Genomic DNA, 26939 nt, shown 5'->3' on the forward strand with positions numbered 1-26939 from the left:
CAACAAGGCGAGCACGGCGGTACGGGCGACCCACCGGCCCTCGGGGATCGTCGTCGTGGTCGACACCGAGCGGCAGTTCAGCCTCAACCGCCGCATCGCCATGCGGCTGTTGCGACAGCGCATCGAGCACGGCGACGAGACGGCGGGGCGCGCCGCGACCAGCGCCCGCCGGCGCATCCACGACGAGCTCGTCCGCGGCGACCCCACCCGTGTCGAACGTCCGGGAATGTCGTAGTGCCCCGATGAATGAGCCTTTTTCGTGCTGAAGCCGCGGCTCGGAGCGGCTGAGCCGGTGGAGGTGAACACCCAGGCCGCCGACGACTTCACCCGTTTTCGAGCAACTTCACATCACCCGCTCCCGAGCTGCCGATCGGGAGGGTGAAAGGCTCGCTGATCGCCGGAATTCTGAGCTCACGTTGGCCAGGGGTGCGTCACGCCACATCGCGACCAGCCCCATCGGCCCGTGACGATCGGGTTCCGTGTCTGTCGGTGGCGGCTGGCAGCATGACGACATGACTGTGCGGCCCATTGACGTCTCCTGGCTCCGCGGCGAATATGCCGAGGAGTGCTACAGCTTCATCTACGTCCGTGCCACGCCTGAACAGGTGGTCGCCCGCCTCGGCGGTCGATGGGAGGACTTCACGCCGGGCCCCTTCCCCGACGACCCGGATCACTACCCAGGTCCCGGGGAGCCTCTCGGCGTCACCTCCATCGGCGATTGGACGTTCGTTTTCGACCCTGACTGGCTCGGCACCTGCGAAGACGTGACCACCAAACTTTCCGAGGGCACCCGCCTCGTCTCCCAAGCCGCACTCGCCATCAAGGGCCTGGACTACTTTTACTGGTGCGAGAACGGCGAGATCCGATTCCGCTTCGGAGTCGATGACGAACATCTGACGGAGGAACCGGACGAACTCGCGGACGTGGTGACGGAGATCGACAGGCTTTACCCGTCGTTTCCCTGTTTCTACGAAGGGCCGGCTTTCCTGCTCGTCGAGCACCTGACCGGGATCAGGGTGACGGAGCAACTGCTGAAGGGCTCCACATTCATGTGGGGCGTCGTCCCGGAACCAACCACGTCGTGACGCCGGCCGCCAGTGAACGTTTTCGTCTTCCCTCGCGCGTTCGAAGGGTGAGGACGGCTTTGACCGGCCGGCCTGCCCGAAGAGGGCGGCAGCGGAGTTTCCACAGGATGCGCCAGGTCGAACCGCGCCGGAGCACATCGAAGCCTCCAGCAATCCAGCGCGGTTCGTCGGCTTTGCCGATGTGGCATGGGACGGCGCCGTCCACGCATTCATCCTCGGCACCCTCGTGACGGGAAGAGCCCGGCGGCACGGTATCCACAGCAGCCCTGCGGCCCGTGCCGCCAGGACGGAATGGACTCGATGATCAAGCCGAATGTGTCCTGTGCCTGCCTCCGTCCGGCCGGGAGACGTTGAAGAGTCATCGCGGTCCTTGGACCGCGGCCAGGACCGCCAGGCACAGGGCCATCGCCGCGGCGAACGCGCCACCACTCGTCAGCGCCGATTCGGCGAGCCCCGCTCCGGTCTGGCTCTTCAGTATGCCTGCGACCAGGGCGATCACCAGGGAGAAGAGCCCCGCGATCGCCAGCCAAAGGGACCGGGTGGCGCTCGGGCCGGCAGGAGGTTGCGTGTCCATGCGGAGTTTCCTTCCTCGGAGATGGGTTCATGCCGGGTCGAGAGTGAGCGCCCCGCTCATGAGGCCCTGGGTCAGCAGGGCGCGGGCGTCCGTGGCGGCCGTGACCAGCTGCCGGTGAAGTGAGATCTGCAGGTCGAGATCGTGGAGCAGGGCGGCGACGCGCCGCTGTACGGGCATCGGGGGCAGCATCACCGGTAGTTCCCCGAACGAGCGGGTGCTGATGGAGCGCGCTCCCGCCGTGGCCGAGCGGTCGTACACCCAGCCGAGCGCTTGCGGCTGCGACAGGAGGCCGAGCAGGTAGAGCGGGTCGAAGGCCTCCGGCCGGTGCGCGCGCAGGCGGAACAGGTTGTGGTGCGGCAGCCAGCCGCGGTGCTCATCGCGCACCAGCGCGGGAGGGACCAGCACGCCGGATCGGATGCAGATGATATCGCCGGGTTGAAGTAGGTAGCGCTCGTACGACGCGGCGAATCCGGCCGAGATCTTCTCCTGGCTGGAAGCGGTGATGTGGCCCTCCCGCAGGTGCTTGGGCCGCACCATGGGGGCGGCGCCGTCCGGCGAGCGTCGCTCGTCGCGCAGACGCGCGTACGAGGGGCCCGCCTGGATCTCACACACCTCCGCCAGTGTCGTACTGGTCCAGCCGTCTGGAATCGCGGAGAACGGGCTCTTGGTCCCTTGGGCGAGCGCCGCCGCGTGCGCGACGACCGCCTGGCCCGCCTCGTTCGCCAGAACCTGCGTCCTGGCCAGCAGTCCGAACGCGCCGGCGGCGGCGTTCAGCCCTTTGGCCGTATCGTTCGGCGACTCGTTGGCGAGATAGTCGGCGGGATTGAGGGAGAAGTCGCGGGCGTGGATGTCTTCAGGCCGAACCGTGACGCCGAGACCGCCGCCCGCCTCGTGCCCGCCGTCCGGCGCCTGACCGTCACGCCACCGCCGGTACGTGGTCACGATGGCGTTCGGGTCGTCCAGCGACAGGGTCCGGTGGTTGCGGGATTTCGCTGCTCGCTCCCGCGCGTCGATGAAGAGCACCGGCGTGCCAGGAGTGCCCGGCCGGCGCAGCAACCACACGGACACGGGCACGTCGGTGGCGGCGAACAGCCGGCCCGGCAGGGCGATCACGCACTCGACCACCCCGGCGTCCACCATGTCGCGGCGGATGTCCCGCTCGGCCTGGTTGACGGACGTCCCAGCGCTCTGCGGCATGATCACGGCTGCCCTGCCGCCGTCTTCAAGTGATTGCAGGACGTGCTGCAACCAGGCGAAGTTGTCGTTCCCCATCGGCGGCGCGCCGTACGGCCAGGTTGTCCGGGCCCTCTGCCCCGTCGTCGAGCCCGTGTTGAACGGCGGGTTCGTGACGATCACGTCCGCCCGGATCGCCGGCCGGTTCCCGCGCACCTCCCACGGAGTGGCCGTGCCGACTTCCAGGATCGCGTCGGCACCGCGCAGGGCCAGGTTCATCGCAGCGTATCGGAGGGTCTCCAGGCGCGGGCTCTCGCCACGCACCTCCGTGTTCCCGCCCGCGGCGTCGGCGGTCGCGACCAGCAGCTCACCCCCGCGGGCGTACGGGTCGTAGATGCGCTTGATCTTGGTGACACCGGAGACGACGAGGTCGGCCATGAGCCTGGTCAGCGCGGGAGGTGTGAAGAACTCGCCGCTGCGCAGCGCGACCTGCTCCTCGTACCTGATGAGGAGCAGGTCGTACGTCTCGCGTCCGAGGCCGGCGGAGAGCTCGACGACCTGCCTGAGTTTCCGGACGGTACGTGGGGTCAGCCGCACCAGGGAGTCCTGCAGCCCCGGGGGCACACCGCGGCGGCGCAGCGCCTCGTCGGCCGCGTGCCCGATGCGCCGGAGCAGTTCTTTGGCCTGCTTCGCGCCGTCGGCGGGCATGGACGGCTCGTGCAACTTCGTCCAGCGCTCCTGCTCGGCCACGCGCAGGAAGTTGAGCGTGAGCAGCAGAGCCAGGTAGTCCGCCATGGCGGCGGAGCCTCTGATCGCATCTGCCGGCGCCAGCAGCTCGTGCAGCCGTCGTGCGTGTCCTTCGCCGGATGAATCCCCTGCCGCGGGGGGCAGCTGGTCATCGGGCAGGCCACGTCGTACCCGGTCGCCGTAAGTGGTGCCGGAGGGTTCGTCACCGATCAATCTGTTGGCCGGGACGCGGCGCGCGTCCAGCCATGTGAGCACGCTCTGGAGCTGGAAGTATTCCGCCTCCCCCGCCGACACGGGCTTGGGGAAGTCGGCGTGCCGTCTCTCCCAGTTCGTGACGGCCGGACGGGCCACCTTGGCCCACTCCGCGATCTCCGTTCGGGTGATCAGCCGGCGGGTGTTACCCGTCTCCGCGCGTATCTCTCGCTGCTGTGCCATGAGCGCGACTGTAGGGGAGACAGCAGGCCCGCACACTCTGAGCACTGCCCGTGCGCAACTATCGGCCAACCGGCGTGCGGCTGCGTGCGCGTCGCCGAGATTGCCGCAACACCCCTGATCTGCAGGAAAATCCGCTGGAAGACATCCAGCCAGGATCATCGATGAGGTGGATTTTCAAAAATAGGGTTAACAAATTGACGGGACGACCTGATTCTACGAGAGCCGTACGTCGACGTCCACGTGGAAGCCGAGGCGGTCGGCGTAGGAGGCCTTGGCCCGGTCGATGTCCTTGACGGGCACCGGGACGAGTTCGAGGAGAAACGTGCCGGGAGGGACGGGCGGTGCGGTGAGGTCGGCCGGGACCTCGGTCTGCGCGGGCCGGGCGTCCGTCATTGCGGCTTGCCTTTCAGGTCGGTCGTCGCGGCTCGCCTTGTAAGGTCGGTCGTCACAGCTCGTCTTTCACGGTCGGGCGTCACAGCTCGCCGGTCAGGGTCGGACGTCACGGGCCGGCGTTCGCGGTCGTCTCGTCGAGCATCTCGGCGAGACGGTCGTACGCCTCGCCCGCACCGCGTTCCATGGGGGTGCGGAGGATGCCGTCGCGGGCCTCGCGTGAGGGGTAGCGCACCGTGATGGTCATCGCGGTCCGGCCGTCTCGCTCGTCGAAGACGGTGGTGACGAGGGCCTCGCCCTCCTCCCAGCCGTCGTGGACCTCGCTCTGGACCAGCCGGCCGGGCGCGTCGACCTCGTGGAACACCCCGCTCTGGCCCAGCTCCGCACCCCCCGGCCCGCGCGACACGAAGCGCCAGGCGCCGCCTGGGCGCAGGTCGATCTCGCAGACGACGAGGTGCCAGCCGCGGGCACCGTGCCATCGCCGGAGCAGCTCGGGGCGGGTGAACGCGTCGAAGACGAGCCGGCGGGGCGCGGCGAACGTCCTGGTGAGCACGAGGTCGGTGTCGGACACCGCCCGCACCGTGAGGCCTTCGGCCCGCTCCTGCCGTGACATCACGAACTCTCCCGGCTCTCCCGGCTCTCCCGTCCGGCGGCGTTCGCTCCGCCGGGTTCGAGCTCGCCGAGGAGGGCGTCCAGCCTCTGGTAGCTCTCCTCCCAGTAGGAGCGGTAGTTCGCCAGCCAGTCCACGGCGTCCTTGAGCCGACCGGCCTCCAGGCGGCAGGGCCTGCGCTGCGCGTCGCGTCCGCGGGAGATCAGTCCGGCGCGCTCCAGCACCCGCAGGTGTTTGGAGATGCCCGGCTGGCTCATCGCGAACGGCGCGGCCAGCTCGGTCACCGTGGCCTCGCCCTCCATCAGCCGGGTCAGGATCGCTCGCCGGGTCGGGTCGGCCAGCGCGGCGAACGTCGCGTCGAGAACGTCGGCAGACACTTTAATTACCTTTCAGTTCTATAACTATTCGGTTTTCTATCGCGCCGGGTCCGGCGCTGTCAAGGACCTCGGGCCCTACCTGCGGTGGCAGGGTTCCACCCCACGTCCCGTCGGCTCGGCTTCCGCCGGTCGTGTCGTCGCTCTTTCGGCCCGGCGTCCCTGCCCTGCCCTCCGCGACGTACCGGCGAATAGTCGGATCGTCCAGCCAGTCCACCGGTTCCACCATTCCTGCGGCCTCCAGCTGGGCTCATAGTTACCTCACCTGAGCGGATACACCCTGGTGAAGTCCAGCCCCCCTTCCTGACCGGAGGCGAAATGCCGCAGCGAAACGGCCCTCACCGCCCAGTCCTGATCGCCGTGCTGGCCATGGCGGCGATACTCCTCAGCCTTCTCGCGACGCCCCCCGCGTTCGCGCTGACGACCCGTGGCGTGAGCTCGCCGAACGGGCAGATCACCTTCACCGTCACCGAGCAGGCGCAGGGAGCGCTGACGTTCGCGGTGACGGCCGGGAGCACCTCGGTCTTCGGGGAGTCGCCCCTGGGCATCGCCACCTCGGCGGTCGACCTGCGGTCCGGTCTCGGCTTCACGGGAGAGTCGCGCAGGTCGATCGACACGACCTACACGTTGCCCGCCGGGACCAAGCCGTCGTACCGCGACCACGCGAACGAGCTGGTGCTGCGGTACGCCAGGTCGGGCCAGACGCTGGAGCTGGTGATCCGGGCCTACGACGACGGCGTCGCCTACCGGTACCGGCTGCCGGGGAGCGGCGCGGTGTCGATCACGGACGAGGCCGGCGGGTGGCGTCTGCCGACGACGACCGGCGGATGGGCCGCCCCCTGGAACGGGAACTACGAGCAGGACTACACCTACCGGAACGCCTCCCAGCTGAACTCCGGTGCGGAACTCACCATGCCGCTGCTGGCGTCGATCGACGACAACGCGTACTTCACGGTGATCACCGAGGCCGAGGTGGTGAACGCGAACGCCTCCTACGTGCCGTCCCTGCTGAAGGGCAGCGGCGCCGGGGACGGGCTGCTGAACCTGAGGCGGACGCCGGACCAGGCGTTCCCGATCTCGGCGACGTACCCGTTCCAGACGCCGTGGCGGGTGGCGATCATCGCGAAGGGCGTCGACCCGCTCTACAACTCGGACCTGGTGCAGCACCTGAACCCGCCGGCGGCGACCCCCGCCTCCTGGGTCCGCCCGGGGCGCGCCGCCTGGTCGTGGTACGCGGACGGGGACAGCGCCGCCGACCTCGACAAGCAGAAGGAGTACGTCGACTTCGCCGAGTCGATGGGCTTCGAGTACGTGACCATGGACTGCTGCTACGACCGTGCGACGGACCTCCCGGCGATCGCGTCCTACGCCGAGCGGCGCGGGGTGGGCATGTTCGCCTGGGTCAACGCCGAGCCGTTCGCCGAGCCGGCCGTCGCGGACGCGCTGATGGCCGAGCACAAGGACTACGGTGTCAAGGGCCTCAAGGTCGACTTCTTCCTGCGGGACTCGCGGGAGGCGATGGGCTGGTACCAGTCGATCGGCAAGGCCGCGGGCGACAACGAGATGATGATCACCTTCCACGGCAACACCAAGCCGGGCGGCGAGAACCGTACCTGGCCGTGGCTGGTGACGACGGAGGCGGTCGCCGGAACCGAGCACTACCTGTACCCGCCGCCCACGACCGCCCGCCAGGACGTCACCTATCCGTTCGTCCGGAACATGCTCGGCGGCATGGACTACACGCCGACGATGATCTCGGAGAACGCGTCGATCCTCACGCAGGGGCACACGCTCGCGCAGGCCGTCGTGTACACCTCCGCGATGGTCAACTACGCGGACTCGGCCGCGGCCTACGAGCAGTGGGACGGCCGTCACCTGATGCGCGCGCTCCCGACGACGTGGGACGAGACGAAGGTCGTCGAGGGGTTCCCCGGAGATCACATCACGGTGGCCCGCCGCTCGGGCGGCGACTGGTTCGTCGGCGCGATGACGTCGCCGGCCAGGACCGCCACGGTCCCGCTGTCGTTCCTCGGCTCGGGCACGTACACCGCGACGATCTTCTCCGACAACGGTTCGGGACGGCTCACCACGTCGACCCAGGCCGTGACGAGCGCGACCACGCTCTCGCTGCCGATGATCGCCACGGGCGGGGTCTCGGTGCACATCTCGAAGACCCCTCTGCCGAAGATCGGGTCCGGTGACACGCGGTACGAGGCGGAGAGCGCGGCCAACACGCGCGGCGGCGCCGCCGGGATCCACCCCTGCAAGGGGTGCTCCGGCGGGCAGAAGGTCGGCGACCTCGGGGCCGGCGGCTCGGTGCGGTTCAACGGCGTGACGGCCGCGACCGCGGGCACGCACAGGCTGACCTTCACCTACACCTCGGGCGACCCGCGTTCGGTGCAGGTGCAGGTCAACGGCGCCACCGTCTCGACGGAGAACGTCAAGGACTCCGGCGGCTGGGAGCACGTGGGCAAGTGGTCGCTCGACGTGCCGCTCAACGCCGGCGCGAACACCGTCACGTTCCTGAATCCCGGCGCCCACGCCCCCGACGTCGACGCGTTGACGATCGCGCGTACCGTCCAGGCCGAGGCGCCGGCGAACATCCGGGAGGGCGGGGCCGCCGTGGACGCGTGCTCGGGATGCGAAGGCGGCGGAAGCGGGGCCGGGGTGTCCGGGCTGGCGGACGGGTCGCTCTCGGTACGCGTCGACGCCGTCTCGGCCGGCGACAAGACGGTACGGATCAATTACGCGTCGGCGACCGCCGGCTCGATCAAGGTGGCGGTGAACGGCGGAGCCGCGATCACCGTGCCGCTGCACGCGACGGGGAGCGACGACACCCCCGCGACGGCGACCGTCGGGCTCCCGTTGAACCCCGGCGTGAACACGATCGTGTTCAAGGAGGCGTCCGGGGCGGCGGTGACCGTCGACTCGGTCGGCACGGTGCTGTGAGCCGGGCGGGGCGGTGATCGCCGGCTCGGCGGTCCGCGCGCCGACGCGAGCCGGGCGGGGCGGTGACCGCCCGCCCGGCGGTGCGGGTCTGACGAGGCGCCGCCCCGCCTACACCGTCGGATCGTCCATCCCCTGCCTGCGAAAGCCCATTTCACGAAGAATCACCCGGCCGATAGCGTCATTGATATGTGGCGGTGGCTCCCCACCGCCCGAGCAGCCTGACGGCATCTGATGGAGAACGTGGTGACCGACGAAGTACGCTCCAGAACCGCGACGAACGCGGGTCCGGTCGACGCCCGGGTCGAGAACGCCGGCACGGGAGTGCGGTTGACCGTCACCTGGCGGGAGGAGGTCGTCCTCGACCGGGTCCCGCTCGGGTTCGTGCTCGACGGCACGGAGCTGGGGACGGCGGACGCGGAGCTCGTGCGCGTCTCGGAGCGTACGGTCCGCGACCGGTTCCGCGCCCGCTCCGGCAAGTCCGCCGGCGAGCACGACTACGAGCACCGCGAGAGCGTGTACGCCTTCCGCGAGGCCGGCGTCGAATGGCAGGTCGTCCTGCGCGTCGCGCGTGACGGCGTCGCGGTCCGCTACGCGCTGCCCGCGCTGGACGGGACCGCCCGCGTCACGGGTGACCGCACCGCCGTCACGCTTCCCGCCGGGTCGCGGAGCTGGGTGCTCGACTACCAGACCTGGTACGAGACGCCTCGTTCCGGGGTCGACAGCGCCGAGCTGGCGAGCGGCGCGTACGGGTTCCCGTTCCTGGCCCGGCTGGACGCGGAGAGGTACGTACTGATCACCGAGTCGGGGATCGACGGCCGGTTCGCGGGCGCGCACGTCGAGGCGGGCGAGCCCGAGGCGGGAGGACTCGAGGGCGGCGGGCGGACGCTGCGGTTCGTCCTCGCCGACGAGAGTGTCGAGGTCACCCGCGGCGTCGTCACGCCGTGGCGGGTCTTCCTCGTCGGGACGTTGTCGGAACTGGTGTCCTCGCTGCTCGTCGACGAGCTGGCGCCCGCGGCCTCTCCCGAGCTGGAGGAGGCGGCGTGGGTCCGGCCGGGGCGGGCCGCCTGGTCGTGGTGGTCGGACTTCTACTCTGGCGCGCAGCTGAACAAGCAGAAGCACTTCGTCGACGTCGCCGCCGACCTTGGCTGGGAACACCTGCTCATCGACTGCGGGTGGGAGGAGACCTGGGTGCCGGAGATCGTCTCCTACGCCGCCGGCCGGGGCGTCCAGGTGCACCTGTGGACGATCTGGCGCGACCTGAACAGCCCGGAGGACCTGCGGAGGCTGGCGCTGTGGCGGTCCTGGGGCGTCGCCGGGATCAAGGTCGACTTCATGGAGTCGGAGTCGAAGGACCGCTACCGCTGGTACGACACGATCCTCGCCGAGACCGCGCGGCTCGGCCTCATGGTGAACTTCCACGGCTCGGTCGTCCCGCGCGGCTGGGCGCGCACGTTCCCGCAGGTGATCGGGTACGAGGCGATCCGCGGCGCCGAGTACTACGTGTTCTTCGAGAACCAGGCGCTCACCGCCGCGCACAACGTCATCCAGCCGTTCACCCGCAACGTCGTGGGCGGCATGGACGCCACGCCGGTCGCGTTCGGCGCCGCGAACCGCACGACCAGCGACGGCCACGAGCTCGGGCTGTCGGTGGCGTTCGAATGCGGGATCACCCACTTCGCCGATCATGTCGACGCCTACGCCGGACGCCCGCTCGCGGCCCGGTTCCTGGCGGAGCAGGCGCCGTACTGGGCGGAGACGGTGCTGCTGGCCGGCGACCCCGACAGCCACGCGGTCATCGCCCGCCGGGCCGGGGACCGGTGGTTCGTGGGCGGCATCGCCACCGGGGAGGCCCGGACGATCCGCGTGCCGCTCGACGCGCTCGGGGTGGGGGCGGACGCCCAGGTGTGGATCGTCGGCGACGCGTCGCCCACGACCGGCGAGGTGCCGGCGACCGGGCTCGTGGAGACGACCACGACCGCCGGTGACGCGATCGACGTCGAGGTCGCCCGCGACGGCGGGTTCGTCGCCATCGTGGCCCCGGCGGGCACCGACGTGTTCCGGGCCGCGCCCCGGCCGCGTCAGGCCGTACCGGCCGTGTACCCGGCCGTCGCCGAGGTCGGCGCGGACGGGACGGCGTCGATCACGACCGACGCCGGGGTCCGGCTGCGCCTTCCCCCCGGGTGGTCGGCCGAGCCTGTCGGCGAGACCGGCTGGGCCGTCCGTCCCGACGCCTCGCTGCGCCCCGGGCGTCTCGGCGTCGTGACGATCGAGCGGGACGGCGAGGGCGAGGGCCAGGTGCCCGTTGTCTCGCACGCGCGTGTCGTGCGCCCCCTGACGCCCGGCGACCACGCCCTCTCGGACCTGCCGATGATCGCTTTCGTCAACGACGACGGGCCCGTCGAGCGGGACCAGTCGAACGGGGCGGGCAACCCCGGCGACGGCCGGCCCATGCGCGTGGCGGGTCAGGGGTTCGAGCGCGGCCTCGGCACGGCGCCGTACTCGGAGGCGCGCTTCCACCTCGGCGGGCGCGTGGAGACGTTCACCGGCGCGGTCGGGGTCGACGACGAGTCGACCGGCGGTGCCAGGGTCGGCGTCCTCGGCGACGGCGTCGAACTGTTCGCCGCCGTCGTCGAGGCGGGCAAGCCCGTCACGGACTTCGGCGTGGAGGTGCGGGGCGTCCAGACCCTCTGCCTGCGCAGCGAGGCGGCCACACCGGACGACGCCGGCGTGCACGTCGACTGGGTCGGCACGACCCTGCACGTCCCGCCCACCAGCAGATGACACCCGGCCGATGACACCGCGCCGATCACGGCGACCGGTGCACAGCATGATCAACAGCGCAACCAGAGGAACACCATGAAAAGCACGTGGATGGCGGCCGTGGCGATGGTCACGGCGACGACACTTCTCACGGCCTGCGGGTCCGGATCCGGGTCGGGGTCGGGGTCGGGTGCCGCGCCGGGTGAGAAGGTCACCCTCACCTACGCCAACTGGAGCGAGGACCAGACTCCCGCGATGGAGCAGATCGCCGCGGAGTTCCAGAAGGCGAACCCGAACATCACCGTCAAGGTCCAGACGCTGCCGTGGACCGAGTACTGGTCGACGCTCCAGGTCGGCGCCGCGGGCGGCACCGCGCCCGACGCGTTCTGGATGCTCGCCGACCACTTCCGCGAGTACGCGAAGGGCGGCCAGCTGCTCGACCTGTCGGAGACGGTCAAGACCGCCGGGATCGACACGGGCGTCTACCCCAAGGCCGTCACCGACTCCTACACCTACGAGGGCAAGCTGTTCGCGCTGCCGAAGGACTTCGACACCAACGGCATCTGGTACAACAAGGCGCTCTTCGACGCCGCCAAGGTCGCCTACCCGGACGACACCTGGGGCTGGCAGGACGTGCAGGACGCCGCCGAGAAGCTGACCGACAAGGCCAAGGGCGTGTGGGGCATCGCGGCGCCGATCGACCCGCAGGGCGGCTACTACAACACGATCCTGCAGGCCGGCGGATCGATCATCAACAGTGAGGGCACCGCGTCCGGCTTCGCGAGCCCGGAGAGCGTCGCCGGCCTGAAGTTCTGGACCGACCTGCAGGCGGCCGGCTCGTCGCCGACGCTGCAGCAGCTGTCGGACACCGAGGCCGTCTCGATGTTCGAGAACCAGAAGGTCGCCATGTACTTCTCCGGCGCGTACTGGGCCTTCCGCTTCCACAAGAACGCCGACCTGAAGGGCAAGGTCGACGTCGCGCCGCTGCCGCAGGGCGTCAAGCGCGCCACCGTCACCAGCGGCATCGGCAACGCCGGGTACGCGGGCAGCAAGCACCCGGAGGAGCTGAAGAAGTTCCTCGCCTTCCTCGGCGGGACCAAGGCCGCCGAGATCCAGGCCGCCACCGGGACGGTGCTCCCCGCGTACAAGGGGACGCAGCAGCCGTGGCTCGACGCGATGCCCGAGTTCAAGCTGAAGGTGTTCATCGACGCCATCGAGTACAGCGTCCCCCTCCCGGTCGCCGGCAACGCGTCGGAGTGGCAGGGACTCGCCGCGGAGTATCTGGCTCCCGCGTGGGACGGCAAGAAGCCCGTGCAGGAGGCGGCCAAGGAGTACCAGGCCGCCGTCGACGAGGTGCTCGCGAAGCAATGACGTCCGTGACGACGAAGCCCGCGAGGGCGACGGAGCCTGTACGGCGGCCGGCCGGCCGCCGTACAGGCGTCGGTCAGCCCGGCGGCTGGTGGGCGGCCGCGTTCGTCGCCCCGGCGGTGATCGGCCTGGCCGCCCTCTACCTGTGGCCGTTCCTGTCCACCATGATCAAGAGCTTCCAGGACGTGCCGGCGTTCGGGCCCGCCACCTTCGTGGGGCTGGACAACTACGCGAACCTCCTCGGCGACGAGGACTTCTGGAAGGCGTTCGGCAACTCCGCCCTCTACACCGCGATCATCCTGCTCGGCATCCCCCTCGCCATCGTGCTGGCGGCGCTGATCGAGCAGGTCGGCCGGGGGCGCGCGGTCTACCGGGTGCTCTTCTTCCTGCCCGTGGTCACCCTGCCGGTCGCGATCGGCATGGTCTGGCGGTTCATCTACAACGGCGACTTCGGGCTGCTGAACTCGGTGCTGTCGTGGTTCGGCGTCTCCGGCCAGTTCTGGGTGGCCGATCCGCGGTTCACGATCTACGCGTTCGGCGTGGCCGGCATCTGGATGGGCCTCGGCATCAACCTGATCATCCTGGGCGCCGGGCTGCAGGCCATCCCGAAGGAGCTCTACGAGGCCTCCGCCCTGGACGGCGCGGGCCGCGTACGGCAGTTCCGGCACATCACCGTGCCGCTGCTCAGCCCGAGCATCTTCTTCGTCACGATCCTCAACGTGATCGCCGCCCTGCAGATGTTCGACCTGATCTTCGTCATGTTGCGCGGGGTGAACAACACCGCCCTCGCCGACTCCAAGACGATCGTCTACCTCTTCTACGAGAAGGCGTTCGTCCAGTTCGACCAGGGTTACGGAGCCGCGATCGCGATCGTGCTGCTCATGGTGATCATGATCGCCACGGCCCTGCAGTTCCGCCTCCAGAAATCGTGGGTGTTCTATGGCTGAGACCATCGCCGCTGAGACCACCGCCGCCAGGAGTCCCGGGCCGCGCCCCCGGCGGCGCGGGAAGGCGGGCACCACCTGGCCGATCCACGTCGTCCTCGTCATCGCGGCCGTGATCATGGTGGTGCCGTTCGTCTGGCAGATCCTCACCCTGTTCAAGTCGACCGCCGAGGCGACCAGGATCCCGCCGACGATCCTCCCGGAGAGCTTCGGCCTGGACGCGTTCGCGACGTTCTTCACGACCGTGCCGTTCTGGTCGATGTTCGCGGTCTCGGTCGGCTCACTGGTCCTGCGGGTCGCCGGCCAGCTCGCGGTCGCGGCGCTCGCCGGGTACGCCTTCGCCCGCATCCCCTTCCGCGGCCGCAACCTGCTGTTCGGCCTGTTCATCGCGATGCTGATGGTGCCGAGCCAGCTGTTCCTGATCGGCCAGTACGAGCTGATCCGCGGCATGCGGCTGCTGGACACCCTGCCGGCGCTCGCCATTCCCGGCCTGTTCTCGGCGTTCGGCACCTTCCTGATGCGCCAGGCCTTCCTCACCATGCCGAAGGACTACGAGGAGGCGGCGCGGCTCGACGGCGCCAACACCTTCCAGGTGTTCTGGCACGTCATGCTCCCGATGGCCAGGCCGATGCTCGCCGCGCTCGCCGTGCTGACCGGCCTCTACTCGTGGAACGACCTCCTGTGGCCGCTCATCGTCTCGCCCTCGGGGGAGAACCGGCCGCTGCCGGTCGGGCTGGCGGGGCTGCAGGGACAGTTCGGTACGGACTACCCGACCCTCATGGCGGGGGCGTTCGTGTGCTCCGTCCCGCTCGTGATCGTCTTCCTGCTCCTGCAGCGGCAGTTCTTCGCGGGCATCGCGAGCAGCGGCCTCAAGGGATGACGGAAAAGATGGGTAAAGATCATAAAGTGAACGACACCACGAACGACGTACCGGTACACCTGCGCGCGGGAGGCACCAGCCTCGTCGTCGCCGTCGACGGTGGCCGGCTCCCGCGCGTCCTGCACTGGGGGGCGGACCTCGGCCCGCTGGGAGACGGCGCCCTGGCGGACCTGCACCGGGCCGCGCTCCCGGCCATCGGCGACAGCGCGGTCACCTACCCGCAGCCCGTACCGGTGCTCCCCCAGCTGGCGGAGGGCTGGCTCGGGCGCCCGGGGCTCGTCGGTGACAGCGACGGCCGCCGCTGGGCGCCGAAGTTCCGGAACGCGACGCACCACCTCGACGGCGCGGCCGACGGCGGCCCGGTGCTGCGCGGCACGGCGCACGACCCGGAGTACGGGCTGACCGCCGACATCGAGATCCAGGTGCTCGCCGCCGGCGGCCTCGTACGGCAGCGGGCCCGGATCACCAACGACGCCGAGACGCCGTACCGCGTCGGCGGCCTGGAGATGGCCCTCCCCGTGCCGCCGGACGCGTCGGAGGTCCTCGACCTGACCGGCCGCTGGGCGCTCGAACGCGTGCCGCAGCGGCGCCCGTTCCACGTCGGGGAGTGGGTCCGGGCCTCGCGGGGCGGCAAGCCGGGGCTCGAACACACGCTGCTGCTCGTCGCCGGTGAGGAGGGGTTCGGGTTCCGGCACGGGACGGTGTGGGCGACCCATCTCGCCTGGAGCGGCAACCAGGTGCTCGCCGCCGAGCGGACACCGGCGGGCACCAGGCACCTGGCGGCGGGAGAGGCGCTGCTCGCGGACGAGGTGGTGCTCGGGCGGGGCGACTCGTACCAGAGCCCGTGGCAGTACGGCTCGTGGGGAGTGGGGCTGGACGACCTCGCCTCGCGGTTCCACCGGTACCTGCGGTCGCGCCCCGAGCACCCTCGCTCGCCCCGGCCCGTCGTGCTGAACACCTGGGAGGCCGTCTACTTCCAGCACGACCTCGCGACCCTTGCCGCGCTCGCCGAGCGCGGCGCGGAGATCGGCGCCGAGCGGTTCGTGCTGGACGACGGCTGGTTCCTCGGCCGCCGGGACGACACCACCTCGCTGGGCGACTGGACGGTCGACCCGGCCGTCTGGCCGGACGGCCTCGAACCGCTCGTCGCCCGCGTGCGCGAGGCCGGCATGGACTTCGGGCTCTGGTTCGAGCCGGAGATGGTGAACCTCGACTCCGACCTGGCCCGCGAACACCCGGAATGGATCTTCGACGCGGGGCACGGCCCCGGGCTGCCCTCCCGCCACCAGCACGTCCTCGACCTCGGCCATCCCGGCGCGTACGCCCATCTCCTGGAGCGGATGAGCGCCCTGATCGGTTCGCTCGGCATCGCGTACGTCAAGTGGGACCACAACCGGTACCTGCTCGACGCCGGGCACGGCCCCGACGGCCGGCCGGGGGTGCGCAGGCAGGTCCGGCAGGCGTACCGGCTGATGGCCGATCTCAAGGCCGCCCACCCGGGGCTGGAGATCGAGTCGTGCGCCAGCGGCGGCGGCCGCGTCGACCTCGGCGTGCTGGAGTACGCCGACCGGGTCTGGCCGAGCGACTGCAACGACCCGCACGAGCGGCTGGAGATCCAGCGCTGGACCGGGCTGCTGGTGCCCCCGGAGATGCAGGGCACGCACATCGGAGCCGAGGAGACGCACACGACCCACCGCACGCATCCGCTCGGCTACCGCGCGGAGAAGGCGCTGTGGGGGCACCTCGGCGTCGAGGTCGACCTGCTCACCGTGGACGACGAGACCCGCGCCGCGCTCGCGAGGTGGATCGCGTTCCACAAGGAGCACCGGGCGCTGCTGCACTCGGGTGACGTCGTGCACGCCGACCTCGCCGACGCCGCGTTGCGCCTCCAGGGTGTCGTGGCGGGCGACCGGAGCGAGGCGCTCTACGCGTTCAGCGTCGTCGAGCGCCCGTCGACCTGGCCGCCGGGGCGCGTCCGGCTGCCCGGGCTCGACGACGAGCTGACCTACACCGTCGAGGCCGTTCACCCGGGCACCCCGCCCGCGCCCGGCACCGTGCTCCCGCCGTGGCAGCACGACGGTGTGACGCTGCCCGGACGGGTGCTGCGGCTCGTCGGCGTCGAGGCGCCGTCGCTGGACGTCGACCGCTCGGTGCTGATCCGCGTCGTGAGCCGGGCGGCGACGCCGTGACCCGGGCGGCGGTCGCCTCGCCTCCCGGGCCCGTGGCGGCGTCGTGCCCCGGGCCGCCCTGCCGGGCTCGCGGGCCGCGGGAGAGCGCCCCGGGCTCAGCCCTTGGCGCGGTTGCGGTATTCGGTGGGGCTGGCCTCGTGCATCCGCTTGAAGTGGCGGGAGAAGTAGAACGGGTCGGGATAGCCGACCTCGCGGGCGATGGTGGCGACGGTCGCGTCCGTCGTGTCGAGCAGCTGGCGCGCCTGCGCCATCCGCAGCGCCGTGTGGTGCGCGAGCACCCCGCCTCCGGTCGCGTGGCGGAACATCGCGCTCAGGTGGGAGGGGGAGACGCCGACCAGTGACGCCAGGTCGGCGACCCGGACCGTGCTGTCCAGCCGCTCGGCGAGGTAGGCCATCGCCCGCTGCAGGGGGTCGCCGGGTGCCGGCATGGCGCGGTCGACGACGATCTGCGTGAGGAGCTTCCACGCCGCGCCGGCCGCTCCCATCCGGCTCGCCGGCGAGTGGTCGCGTTCGAGGATGGTGACGATCTCGTCCAGCAGCGCAACCGCCCGGTCGAGGCGCCGGATGGGGATCACCGGTCTGGACACGCTCGCGCCGATCTCCTCGACGAGCTCGGCCAGGTCGCTGCCACGGAGATGGCACCACCAGATCGTCCAGGGATTGTCGGCGGACGCGCCGTAGGAGTGCGGGGCGCCGCGCGGGATCACCAGGGCCGCGTTCGACCCGACGCGGTGCTGGGCGCCGCCGACGCTCGCCCATCCGGTGCCGGCCGTGCACAGGATGAGAATGGTCTCCTCGGTGCCGTTCGGCCTTGTCATCAGGTGGTCCGCCGCCTTGGGATAGTAACCGCAGTCGGTGACCATGAGGCGCCTGGTCACCGGCCGGGCGTGCGCCTCGGCGACGACGCGGCGCGGCACGACGGTGAGCCGCTGGTTGAGGAACCCCTCCTGGATCGGCACGGGAGCAGTATGGCACACGCCGTCGGATTGTCCAGGTAGTGCCGCGTAATGAACATTCCTCGCGGCCGGTCGCCGCGTGTTGACTGGTCCGCGAGGAACGACGGCGTGACCGGTCCGTGAGGAACGACGGGTCGCGTTCTCGGCCGATCGTGGAGACCGTCCAGCCGGGCGGGCTCCTCACCATCTGGGGGATGTAGATCATGGGACGGGGATTGCTGTCCGGCAAGGTGGCCGTGGTGACCGGCACTGCCTCCGGCATCGGCGCCGCGGTGGTGGACCGCTTCCTGGCCGAGGACGCGCGCGTGATCGCGGTCGACCTGGCCGGGCAGGGCCCCGACCGGCCCGGAGTGCTGGCGATCACCGGCGACGTGGCCGACGCCCGTACCTGGCGGCGGATCGCGGACGTGGCGCGGGCCGAGTTCGGGCGGCTCGACGTGCTGCACAGCAACGCCAGCGTGGTGACGCGGGCCCCCGCCCACGAACTGGCCGAGGCCGACTGGGATCGGCAGATCGCGGTCAACCTCACCGCGACGTACCTGGCGGTCCACGCGTGCGTCGGGCTCTTGCGGGCGAACCGGGGCACCATCGTGCTCAGCTCCTCCGTGCACGCCCTGGCGGGCCTGCCCGCGCACCCCGCCTACGCCGCGGCCAAGGGCGGCCTGGTGTCGCTCGGCCGCCAGCTGGCCGTGGAGTACGGCCCCGAGGTGCGGGTCAACACCGTGCTCCCCGGGCCGATCCTCACCCCCGCCTGGGACGGCATCGGCGAGGAGGACCGCCGCCGCAGCGTGGCCGGCACCGCCGCCGCGCGCTTCGGCAGGCCCGAGGAGGTGGCGGCCGCGGTGACCTTCCTCGCCTGCGAGGAGAGCTCGTACGTCACCGGGGCGTGCCTGGTCGTGGACGGCGGCTGGAGCGCGGTGAAGGACTCCGCGTGACCGGCCGGAACCGAGCGGGAGATCAGGACGGCCGGGAAGAGGTTCGCCGGATGGTGACGGTCCCGGTTCCGCTGCGCCCTCTCTTCGACCTCGAGCGCGGTGGCAGGTGGACGTCGCTGGCCGGCGGCGGCCGCGAGTGGCTGTGGTCGCGCCCCGACCCCGCCCGGGAGAGCGTGGTCCCCGGCATGGACTTCGTCGACGCGGGCGGCCTGGAGGAGTGCCTTCCCACGGTGCGCGGCCTGCCCGACCACGGCGACGCGTGGAGCCGCCCCTGGAGCGGGTCGGCGGGCGAGGGCTTCGTACGAGGTGACGGCTTCGAGCTGCGGCGCGGGGTCACCGAGGAGGCCGGGGCGGTGGTCGCCGAGTACCGCCTGTCGGCCGACCCGGGGTACGCGTTCGTCTGGGCCGCCCACGCCCTGCTCGACCTCGGCGACGACGCCCGGCTCGTCGCTCCGGCGGAGACCCCCACCAGGGTCTTTCCCGAGGCCGCGGAGATGCTCGCCCGTCCCTGGCCCTCCGGCGCCCCCTACCTGGAGGGCCGCTGGCCCGACCCGCTGGGCCTGCCGCTCGGCCGGTTCGGCCCGTGCGACGGCACCGCGGCCGGAGCCGTGCTCCGGTGTGCGGCCGTCCGGGTGGTGGACGGCCCCGACATCCTCCACCTGCGGGTGGAGGCGCCCGAGGGGGTGCCGGTGTCCACCGCGCTGTGGCGCAACCTCGGCGGATTCCCCGCCCGCGCGCCGTACCGCAGCATCGGCGTGGAGCCGATGCTCGGCGCGGTCTTCGACCTGGCCGAGGCGGGGCCGGGAGACGCCGCGGTGGTCCCGCCCTCCGGGGAGCTGACGTGGCGGCTGGTACTGGCGGCGGAACGGATGAGCGACGGCTGAACGCCCTTCGCGGGCACTCTCAGGTCCGGAGACGGGGCCTGCCATCGCCGTTCGCCCGGCCGGCATGATCAGCCGGGATGTCCATTCTGCCTGCCGGTCTTCAGCAAACGCTGCATCTGGGATATCTCGGCATGCTGGGTGTCCCTCACCTCGCGGGCGAACGCCGCGACCTCCTCGTGTCGCGCGAGCCCGTGCCTGAGCAGGTGCTGGGACAGCATCACCGCCGCCTTGTGGTGCGAGATCATGTCTTTCAGGAACGCCTTGTCCAGTGAGTCACCCGACAGGTTCGACAGATCGCGCATCATCGGCTGGTAGTCGACCGCCGTGTCGCGCCCTGGGTACCACTTGGCCAGCCACGCCTTCATCCTGGCGATGTCGGCGGTCTGCGTGGCCACGATCGTCGCGCCCAGCCGGCGTATTTCCGGGGTGCCGGAGCGCCGAAGCTGCTTCGCGGCGGTGACGCCCTCCTGATCGTGGGGCACCATCCGCGCCAGATAGTCGAACTCGCCGGTCGCGGCCATATTGTTCGTCCCGCGCCCGTCCGAGTTCCCCGGAGGGCGGGACTGCTGGGCCGGCGAAAGGCGGTCTTCGATCACGGCCGCCACGGTGACCCCCGCCAACGCCACGATCATCAGGATCAATACGAACAAGATCTTTGTCGTCGCCGGCCGCATCTTCCCTCCCTTCCGGCAAAGGTTCGCTTATCCCCACATATCAGGATGTATCTGTCACCTCAGTAGAAACAGTGCTGTTTGGCGCATCGGATCAGGACTAAAGTCCTTCCCGGAGCAGCCGATCAACATCGCCGCCCACGCCGGCCCGGCCTGACGGCTGCGCTCTCTCCCCCGCGACGAGTCCCGTTGTTCGGGAAAGCGGCCCGGGAGGCCACCGCTCGGGTACGTTGGGGCCGATGAACGATCAGCACGCGGAGGTTTCACGGCCGGAGCGTGGCCACCGGCCGGGCGGGCGGACGACGCCCGCCCGGCCGGACGTCTCGGAGGGCAGGCCGCGGGGCACGCGCGCGGGCCGGTCGCGCGGGAGGCCGATGGTCGCCTCGCTCGTCGGCCTGGTCGTCGCGATCTCCGGCTGCGCCGCCTCACAAAGCGCGACCTCACAGGACGCCGCCTCACAGGACGCCGCCCCGCGAACGGGTGCCGCGCGGGACACCTCCTCGCAGAGCGCCGCCCCGAAGACGACACCGCCGCCTGCGGCGGAATCCGCGGGCCGGACTCCCGCGGGCCAGACGGCACCCGCTCTGCCCGCCCCGGACGCGACGATCCCCACCGACCCGTCACGGCTGGCCCGTTCCCTCACCACGACCACCGCGGAGCTCCGGCGCGCCATCGACGGCTGGAGACGCGAGGGCGACCCCGCCAAGGGGCGACCCCCCGAGCCGGTGGTGCTGCTGGCCCTGCACCAGCAGCGCATCTACCGCTACCTGGTCCTCAACCCGAAGGTCGCCTCCCGCACCTACGCCAGGCTGCCGAAGGCCCTGGCCGGGCAGGCGAGGGACAACGTGACGGCCGGCCGGGACCTGCGCTCCCTCGTCCGGCCCATCAGCGGAGCGGCGAAGTTCCGCGTCCAGCCGCCCAAGCCCGCCGACTTCCTGCTCGGCCACTTCCGGTATGCCGAGCGGCGGTTCGGCGTCGACTGGGAGGTGCTGGCGGCGGTGATGTTCGTCGAGACCAAGTTCGGCCGGGTGCGGTCGCCGAGTCACACCGGCGCCAAGGGGCCCATGCAGTTCATGCCGCGAACATGGGCCGCCTACGGGATGGGCGGCGACATCCAGGACACCCGTGACGCCCTGCTCGCCGCGGCCAACTACCTGCACGCGTCGGGGGCGCCACGCGACTACCGGCGCGCGCTGTACGCCTACAACCACTCCCAGGCGTACGTCGACGCGGTGCTGCTGCACGCCCGCCAGATCAAGCAGGACATCAGGAACTACTACGCCTACTACAACTGGCAGGTGTTCGTGGTCACCACCCGCGGAGACCGCCGCCTCACCGGCCCCGGCCTCACACCCGGCGGCTGAGGTCCTCACTGGCGGTCGCGGCTCCGCTGGAGTTCGGAGTTGATGCGCAGGGCCTCGGCGAGCTGGTCCTCCAGGATGATGATGCGGCAGGCCGCCTCCAGCGCGGTGCCCTGGTCGACCAGTTCGCGGGCGCGGGCGGCCAGGCGTAGCTGGTAGCGCGAGTAGCGGCGGTGGCCGCCCTCGGAGCGCTGCGGCTCGATCAACTTGGCGGTGCCCAGGTTGCGGAGGAACGCCGGGGTGACGCCGAGCATCTCGGCGGCCCGGCCCATGCTGTAGGCGGGGTAGTCCTCGTCGTCGAACCGGTGACCGGAGACCTCACCCGAGCCCATCGGCCCTCCCCGCTGCGGTGACCCGGTGGGCCGGTTCAGCCTTGCCGGCGGTGCCGCGGAGCCCGAGCCCTGCGCGGACGGCCGACGCCGTCACTGCTTGATCCATACAACCTTCCCGGAATGCCGACAGGGGCCCCGGCGCCTTGATGCGCCGGGGCCCACGAGGTTCAACACCATCTATCGGCCCTGGGGCCGACCTGTTTCTTCCGCACCGGCCGCCCGATGGGGACGGGGATGCGGGGATCGCGTGTGCGTGACCGTAGACCACCTTCCAATCCGTGGGACTGCGGTACCCGTGCGGCGGAACATCAGCCGTCAACGGGCGATCCTGATGGCGTTCAACACTCCCTTCGCTATCTCTGCTTCTTCGATCTCATGCGTCACTTACCGCAACCGCGCGCCCATGGCCAGGACCCTTCACCTGCTGTGCCGGCCCCGGCACGTCCGACGTCGCGGCTTCGTTCACCGCTACTGCCGTGGCAGCGCGTCCACGGCCGGGACCCTTCAACCGCTCGGCCCCGGCACGTCCGACCTTCTGCCCCTCTTCACGGTCTTACCGCGTTGTCTCCTGCTGTCCACGCTCGTCCGGGCAGCTCGTCGTGATGCCTGAGTCCTGCGCTGCCCTCGCGGATCCGTTCCTTGCGATGTCAGAAACCATACCCCCGCTCGATACGAATGTCTACATCGGCCACTACAGATTTTCGCTCTCGTGAAGGTAGGAGCGGCGCCTCACGTCGGGGGGAGCAGCTCGGCGACGGCCTGTTCGGCGTTGTCGCGCAGCTCGAAGCGGGGCAGCAGGCCGGTGCGTCGCAGCAGAAGCCTCAGGCCGTCCGGGACGCCCGCGAACAGGAGCCGGCCGGTGGCGGTGTCCTGGATGCGCTGCCGGGTGTTGGCCAGGATTCCCAGGGCCGTGGAGTCGTAGAAGGTCAGCTGTGACAGCTCCAGCACCAGGCGGGGACCGGCGCTCAGTTCCCAGACCTCGTTGACGTGCCGGGTGAGCGTGGGGGCGGTGACGAAGTCCAGGTGCCCGCCCACCTCCAGCACGCTGCAGTGCCCGCGATGAGTCACCCGCACCCACAACGCCTGCTTGTGACGATCCACCTCAGCCCTCCCTGGCCGCGTACCGATGGCGGACCCCCGCGATACCCCGATAACGAGCGGCAATGCCCCTCCCCACGGACCAAACGCGAATCCGCCGGCGCATACCCCGGTCCGGCCGCCGCGAACGTCCCCGGCGGCGGACGCGGGTGACGGCGGTTACGGTCGCCGCGACGTCGACAGACCCGCTCCAGGCGAGGACGAGCTGTATAGGCTTACCTGGCGATAACTATGAAATTTCCGAAATATCTCCTTTTCCCGACGAGATGGCGATTAGGGGGAAGTGATGCGCCATGTCAAGGACGTGAAGCTGGGCGATCACCTGTGCCTGGCGTTCTCGCATGAGGACGAGCAGCGCGAGGTGGCCTCCGCCTTCGTCTCCGCGGGCTTGGAACGCCGGGAGCGGGTGCTGTACTTCACCGACGGCCCGGCACCTGGGCGCGTACGTCACTGGCTGGAGGACGCCGGGGTCGATGTGACCTCGGCGATGCGGACGGGCCAGTTCGACGTCGTCTCCAACGACGACGGCTACCTGGCCTCGGGCCGGTTCGACGCCGATACGATGATCACCACGCTGAGGCGCGAGATCGAGGCCAGCCTGGAGGCGGGGTTCACCGGGTTGCGGGTCAGCGGGGAGATGAGCTGGGCCCTTCGCGACAGACCGGGCGTCGAGCAGCTCGAGCACTACGAACGCCGCGTCACCGCCCTGTTCGCCGAAGGCCTGTCGGCGGCGATCTGCCAGTACGACACGCGCCTGTTCCCCGCCGAGCGCCTCGGCGCGCTGGTCGGCAGCCACCCGGACGACGTGCGGATGAACGCCCTGTTCCACGACGGCCAGCTGCGTGTCATCCCGTCCTTCGACGCCGTCGGCGGCCGTGTGCTGCGGGTGATCGGCACCATCGACCACCGGAACACCACGGTGCTGCGCACGATCCTGGACGCCGATTCGAGCGCGGACGTACGCTTGGACATGGCCGGCCTGGAGTTCATCGACGTGGCGGGCCTGCGCGATCTGGCGCACGCGGCCGCCCGCCTCCCGCGCGGACGGCGCCTCCTGGTGCTGAATCTGGCTCCCATGCTGGGCGAGGTCATCCGCCTGGTCGGCTGGGACCGGACCCCCGGCCTGATACTCGACTCGGAGGCTGTCCCCGCATGAGCAGCATCACCGTCCAGCCCTCGGACGCGGCGCCCGGGTTGATCCACCAGGCACTGATATACGACACCGACCAGGCCTTCCTCTCCGCCACCACCGCTTTCTGCCTCGACGGCCTGGCGCGGGACGACAGGGTCCTGGCGGTGACCACCGAGGCCAACATCGAGCTGCTGAGGTCCGGCCTGGGCGACGCGGCGGGCCAGGTGGAGTTCGTCGCCGCGCGGAAGTGGTACGACGCGCCCGGCCGGACCCTGGCCGCCTACAACTCCTACGTCAACACCCACTCGCCCGCCCACCGGCGGATCCGCATCATCGGCGAGCCCGTCTGGCACGGCCGCGGCGAGCGGCAGGAGGCGGAGTGGACCCGGTACGAGGCGATGCTCAACGTCGCGTTCGCCGGCAGCCCGGCCTGGATCGTCTGCCCCTACGACACGCGGACGCTGCCCGGGCGTATCGTCGCCGACGCCCGCCGCACCCACCCGGACCTGCTGGTCGACAGCAGCTCGCGGGCGAGCCGGGACTATGACGATCCGGCGACCTTCACCCACGCCGCCGACCACCGTCCCCTGCCGCCGCCCGCCGGGACCGAGGCGACCATCCGGTTCGACGCCGACCTGTCCCGGATGCGGAGGCGGGTGGCCGCGTGGGCGGCCGCGTCCGGCCTGTCGGACGAGCGGGCCGAACGGCTCCTGCTCGCCGTCAACGAGGTCGTCGCCAACGCCGTCGAGCACGGCGGCGGGCACGGTGAGATACGGCTGTGGACCGACGGCCCGGCCATCGGCTGCGACGTCACCGACCCCGGGCACATGGACACCCCGTTTCCCGGCTACCTGCCGCCCGGCCTCACCGGCCTTCGCGGCCACGGCCTGTGGGTCGTCCGCCAGGTCTGCGACCTGCTGGAGATCCGCACCGGCCTGCCCGGCACCCAGGTCCGTCTTCACCTCTCCCGCGCCTGACCTCGGCTCGGCGCGCCGGAATCAGGGGTTCGGCGGGCGCCACATCGGGAACATCGGCGGGCCGCCGGGCAGGACCAGCGGGTCGCCGAGGTCCCGGTAGCCGTGCCGCAGGTAGAGCCTGCGGCTGCGAGTGCTGCTGGCCTCCAGGTACGCGGGTGTCCCCGCCTCGTCGAGCCCGCGGTGGTACCCCTCCAGCAGCCGGGTCCCCGTCTTCCGTCCCTGATGTCCGGGAAGCACGGCGAGGAACGCCAGGTAGTGGTGTGGCTCGTGGGGATGGCGCCGGTCCATCTCCTCGCCCATCTGCTCGATGCGCTCCGCGTGGGGCCCGGCGAACGCCTCCACCCGGGCGGCCCGGTCGGGGATCTCGGGAAGCGGCTCGACCCCCTTGTGGTACCACACGGCCACGGCGGACATGTCGGCCGTCGCGTGGACCTCGCCGTGAGTGAGGGCGCCTTCGCTGAGCATGGAGAAGAAGGGGGGCATCACCCGGCGGCGGTCCTCCTCCGGCGGGATCATCCAAGCCGAGACCTCCTGCTCGTGGAAGGAGGTGGCGATGATCGCGCCGATGGTCTCGGCGACCCCGGGAGCGTTCTGGATGCGAATGATCTCGGTCATTCGTTCCCTCCCACGGCCGCCTGGGCGCCCAGGCCGATGTTGGCGTACACCTTCGGCCGCCTGGCCCGCAGGGCGAGTCCCCACATGACGCCGAACCCCGCGGCGACGAAGTAGATGGCGGGCATGATCCAGCGGAGCGGGGAGTCGGGGGCCACGCCGAGCACGGTGTCGAAGTTGAGCAGGACGAGCACGATGACGACGAACAGCAGGACGGAGGAGATGACCGGGGCGATGCGGGTCCGCCAGGCGTTCTCCTCGTGGGGGTTCTTGGCGAAGAAGACCAGCACGGAGACCGAGGTGGCCGCCAGCATCATGAGCAGTCCCAGGCCGCCGAACGACCCGACGGTGAAGAACAGCTGGATGACCGGGTCCAGGTCGAAGATCGCGTATATGACGATCGTGGCCAGCCCGATGACGCTCTGCGCCACCGAGCCGTTGACCGGGGCACCGGTCCGGGGGGAGGTACGGCCGAAGGTCTCGGGCAGGACCCTTTCCCTCCCGAGGGCGAAGACGTAGCGGGAGATCGTGTTGTGGAAGGCGATCAGCGCGGCGAAGAGGCTCGTCACGAAGAGCAGGGAGCCGATGGTGGCGATGGTCGCCCCCAGGTGCTGCCCGGCCAGGTTGAACAGGAGATTCGAACTCTGCTCGCGCGAGGTCTCGACGATCTTGTCCGAGCCGATCGGCACGGTCATCGCCCAGGAGGACACGGCGTAGAGCCCGGAGATGACGGCGAGCGCGACGTAGGTCGCGATCGGCACCGTGCGCCTCGGGTCCTTGGTCTCCTCGGAGAACACCACCGACGACTCGAAACCCGCGAAGGACGCGATGCAGATCGCGACCACCGCTCCGATCCCGGGGACGAAGAGGTTCGACGGGTCGAAGACGTCGAGGCTGTAGCCCGAGGCCGACGGGTTGACCAGGTCCGCGATGTCGAACAGGACGACGACGGCTATCTCCGTCAGCAGCAGGACCGACAGGACCTTCCCGTTCACGTCGACCCGCATGAGGCCGAGCGCCCCGGTCAGCACCCAGGCGACCAGCCCGATGACCCACCAGGGCGGGGAGCTGCCGAACCAGCCGGCGATCAGCGGCTGGGCGGCCGCGCCGATCATTCCGTAGAGACCCACCTGGAGCGCGTTGTAGGCCAGCAACGCGACCCACGCGGTCGCCACCCCCACCGGCCTGCCGAGCCCTTTCGCGGTGTACGCGTAGAACGCCCCGGCATTGACGACGTGGCGGGCCATCGTCACGTAGCCGACGGCGAACAGGCCCAGGATGCCCCCGAGCAGGATGAAGGCGAGCGGCACGCCGGTCACGCCGGTCGCGGCGTAGGCGGCGGTCACCGAGCCGCCGATGACGGTGAGCGGCGCCGCCGCCGAGATGACGAAGAAGACCACGGAGGGCACGCCAAGGCGGTCCTGGGCCAGCGCGGCGGAGACCGCGCCGGTTCTCTGCTCTGTCACGGACATCGAGGGACTCCTTGGAATGAGGGGGGTGGGC

At 70.8% G+C, this 26939-nt stretch carries 24 protein-coding genes; 13 read left to right on the plus strand and 11 right to left on the minus strand.

Annotated elements, in window-relative coordinates:
• Both ACTOQ3_RS26465 and ACTOQ3_RS26470 read left to right on the plus strand, forming a co-directional pair.
• On the plus strand, positions 1–235 hold a 235-nt coding region (locus ACTOQ3_RS26465), incomplete at its 5' end, for a peptide chain release factor family protein (protein ID WP_440086076.1).
• A gap of 244 nt (positions 236–479) precedes the next feature.
• Positions 480–1085, plus strand: a complete 606-nt coding sequence (locus ACTOQ3_RS26470; RefSeq protein ID WP_440086077.1) for a DUF6461 domain-containing protein — start codon at positions 480–482, stop codon at positions 1083–1085.
• Positions 1086–1443: 358 nt separating this feature from the next.
• On the opposite strand, the gene ACTOQ3_RS26475 is transcribed toward ACTOQ3_RS26470, so the two are convergent.
• From ACTOQ3_RS26475 to ACTOQ3_RS26495, 5 genes are all read right to left on the minus strand, one after another.
• On the minus strand, positions 1444–1659 hold the full coding sequence (locus ACTOQ3_RS26475) for a hypothetical protein (protein WP_440086078.1): 216 nt from the start codon (positions 1657–1659) through the stop codon (positions 1444–1446).
• A gap of 27 nt (positions 1660–1686) precedes the next feature.
• A complete protein-coding gene (locus ACTOQ3_RS26480) occupies positions 1687–4014 on the minus strand; it encodes an N-6 DNA methylase (protein ID WP_440086080.1) in 2328 nt (775 codons plus the stop codon).
• Positions 4015–4227: 213 nt separating this feature from the next.
• Positions 4228–4407 carry a hypothetical protein gene (locus tag ACTOQ3_RS26485; protein ID WP_440086081.1) on the minus strand — a complete coding sequence of 60 codons (180 nt, stop codon included), beginning with the start codon at positions 4405–4407 and terminating at the stop codon, positions 4228–4230.
• A gap of 106 nt (positions 4408–4513) precedes the next feature.
• Positions 4514–5017, minus strand: a complete 504-nt coding sequence (locus ACTOQ3_RS26490; RefSeq protein ID WP_440086280.1) for an SRPBCC family protein — start codon at positions 5015–5017, stop codon at positions 4514–4516.
• Positions 5017–5391, minus strand: coding sequence for an ArsR/SmtB family transcription factor (locus tag ACTOQ3_RS26495; protein ID WP_440086082.1), 375 nt, complete (start codon positions 5389–5391; stop codon positions 5017–5019). The genes ACTOQ3_RS26490 and ACTOQ3_RS26495 overlap by 1 nt, the downstream gene beginning before the upstream one ends.
• A gap of 315 nt (positions 5392–5706) precedes the next feature.
• On the opposite strand from ACTOQ3_RS26495, the gene ACTOQ3_RS26500 reads away from it, so the two are divergent.
• The 6 genes from ACTOQ3_RS26500 to ACTOQ3_RS26525 all read left to right on the plus strand — a co-directional run bounded on the left by ACTOQ3_RS26500 (position 5707) and on the right by ACTOQ3_RS26525 (position 16478).
• Complete coding sequence (locus ACTOQ3_RS26500) at positions 5707–8337, plus strand: glycoside hydrolase family 97 catalytic domain-containing protein (protein ID WP_440086083.1); 2631 nt, start codon at positions 5707–5709, stop codon at positions 8335–8337.
• Positions 8338–8580: 243 nt separating this feature from the next.
• Positions 8581–11118 (plus strand): glycoside hydrolase family 97 catalytic domain-containing protein, encoded by a 2538-nt coding sequence (locus ACTOQ3_RS26505; RefSeq protein ID WP_440086084.1) that lies wholly within the window; start codon positions 8581–8583, stop codon positions 11116–11118.
• Between the two features lie 75 nt (positions 11119–11193).
• The gene (locus ACTOQ3_RS26510; protein ID WP_440086085.1) at positions 11194–12468 is read left to right on the plus strand and encodes an ABC transporter substrate-binding protein; all 1275 of its coding nucleotides are present in this window, start codon (positions 11194–11196) and stop codon (positions 12466–12468) included.
• Positions 12469–12473: 5 nt separating this feature from the next.
• On the plus strand, positions 12474–13412 hold the full coding sequence (locus ACTOQ3_RS26515) for a carbohydrate ABC transporter permease (RefSeq protein WP_440086086.1): 939 nt from the start codon (positions 12474–12476) through the stop codon (positions 13410–13412).
• Complete coding sequence (locus ACTOQ3_RS26520) at positions 13405–14289, plus strand: carbohydrate ABC transporter permease (protein WP_440086087.1); 885 nt, start codon at positions 13405–13407, stop codon at positions 14287–14289. The genes ACTOQ3_RS26515 and ACTOQ3_RS26520 overlap by 8 nt, the downstream gene beginning before the upstream one ends.
• Positions 14290–14315: 26 nt before the next feature.
• A complete protein-coding gene (locus ACTOQ3_RS26525; protein ID WP_440086089.1) occupies positions 14316–16478 on the plus strand; it encodes an alpha-galactosidase in 2163 nt (720 codons plus the stop codon).
• 95 nt (positions 16479–16573) lie between these two features.
• Here ACTOQ3_RS26525 and ACTOQ3_RS26530 read toward each other — a convergent pair whose 3' ends face one another.
• Positions 16574–17437, minus strand: a complete 864-nt coding sequence (locus ACTOQ3_RS26530; RefSeq protein ID WP_440086090.1) for a helix-turn-helix domain-containing protein — start codon at positions 17435–17437, stop codon at positions 16574–16576.
• 200 nt (positions 17438–17637) lie between these two features.
• Between ACTOQ3_RS26530 and ACTOQ3_RS26535 the strand changes: the two genes are divergently transcribed.
• On the plus strand, positions 17638–18369 hold the full coding sequence (locus tag ACTOQ3_RS26535; protein WP_440086091.1) for an SDR family NAD(P)-dependent oxidoreductase: 732 nt from the start codon (positions 17638–17640) through the stop codon (positions 18367–18369).
• A gap of 50 nt (positions 18370–18419) precedes the next feature.
• Positions 18420–19253 carry a hypothetical protein gene (locus tag ACTOQ3_RS26540; protein ID WP_440086092.1) on the plus strand — a complete coding sequence of 278 codons (834 nt, stop codon included), beginning with the start codon at positions 18420–18422 and terminating at the stop codon, positions 19251–19253.
• A gap of 68 nt (positions 19254–19321) precedes the next feature.
• On the opposite strand, the gene ACTOQ3_RS26545 is transcribed toward ACTOQ3_RS26540, so the two are convergent.
• Positions 19322–19927 (minus strand): DUF305 domain-containing protein, encoded by a 606-nt coding sequence (locus ACTOQ3_RS26545; RefSeq protein ID WP_440086093.1) that lies wholly within the window; start codon positions 19925–19927, stop codon positions 19322–19324.
• 236 nt (positions 19928–20163) lie between these two features.
• Here ACTOQ3_RS26545 and ACTOQ3_RS26550 point away from each other — a divergent pair, with 236 nt between their 5' ends.
• A complete protein-coding gene (locus tag ACTOQ3_RS26550) occupies positions 20164–21288 on the plus strand; it encodes a transglycosylase SLT domain-containing protein (RefSeq protein WP_440086094.1) in 1125 nt (374 codons plus the stop codon).
• A 5-nt stretch (positions 21289–21293) separates the two neighbouring features.
• On the opposite strand, the gene ACTOQ3_RS26555 is transcribed toward ACTOQ3_RS26550, so the two are convergent.
• A complete protein-coding gene (locus ACTOQ3_RS26555; RefSeq protein ID WP_440086095.1) occupies positions 21294–21617 on the minus strand; it encodes a helix-turn-helix domain-containing protein in 324 nt (107 codons plus the stop codon).
• 729 nt (positions 21618–22346) lie between these two features.
• Complete coding sequence (locus ACTOQ3_RS26560) at positions 22347–22718, minus strand: STAS domain-containing protein (RefSeq protein WP_440086096.1); 372 nt, start codon at positions 22716–22718, stop codon at positions 22347–22349.
• A 283-nt stretch (positions 22719–23001) separates the two neighbouring features.
• Here ACTOQ3_RS26560 and ACTOQ3_RS26565 point away from each other — a divergent pair, with 283 nt between their 5' ends.
• Both ACTOQ3_RS26565 and ACTOQ3_RS26570 read left to right on the plus strand, forming a co-directional pair.
• Complete coding sequence (locus ACTOQ3_RS26565; RefSeq protein WP_440086097.1) at positions 23002–23871, plus strand: MEDS domain-containing protein; 870 nt, start codon at positions 23002–23004, stop codon at positions 23869–23871.
• Complete coding sequence (locus ACTOQ3_RS26570) at positions 23868–24824, plus strand: anti-sigma factor RsbA family regulatory protein (protein WP_440086098.1); 957 nt, start codon at positions 23868–23870, stop codon at positions 24822–24824. The genes ACTOQ3_RS26565 and ACTOQ3_RS26570 overlap by 4 nt, the downstream gene beginning before the upstream one ends.
• Before the next feature lie 21 nt (positions 24825–24845).
• Here ACTOQ3_RS26570 and ACTOQ3_RS26575 read toward each other — a convergent pair whose 3' ends face one another.
• Entirely contained in the window at positions 24846–25439 is a 594-nt protein-coding gene (locus tag ACTOQ3_RS26575) for a GNAT family N-acetyltransferase (protein WP_440086099.1), read from the minus strand.
• Positions 25436–26908, minus strand: a complete 1473-nt coding sequence (locus ACTOQ3_RS26580) for an APC family permease (RefSeq protein ID WP_440086101.1) — start codon at positions 26906–26908, stop codon at positions 25436–25438. The genes ACTOQ3_RS26575 and ACTOQ3_RS26580 overlap by 4 nt, the downstream gene beginning before the upstream one ends.
• Positions 26909–26939: the final 31 nt, after the last annotated feature.

Source organism: Streptosporangium sp. LJ11 (assembly GCF_051918945.1).
GTDB lineage: Bacteria > Actinomycetota > Actinomycetes > Streptosporangiales > Streptosporangiaceae > Streptosporangium.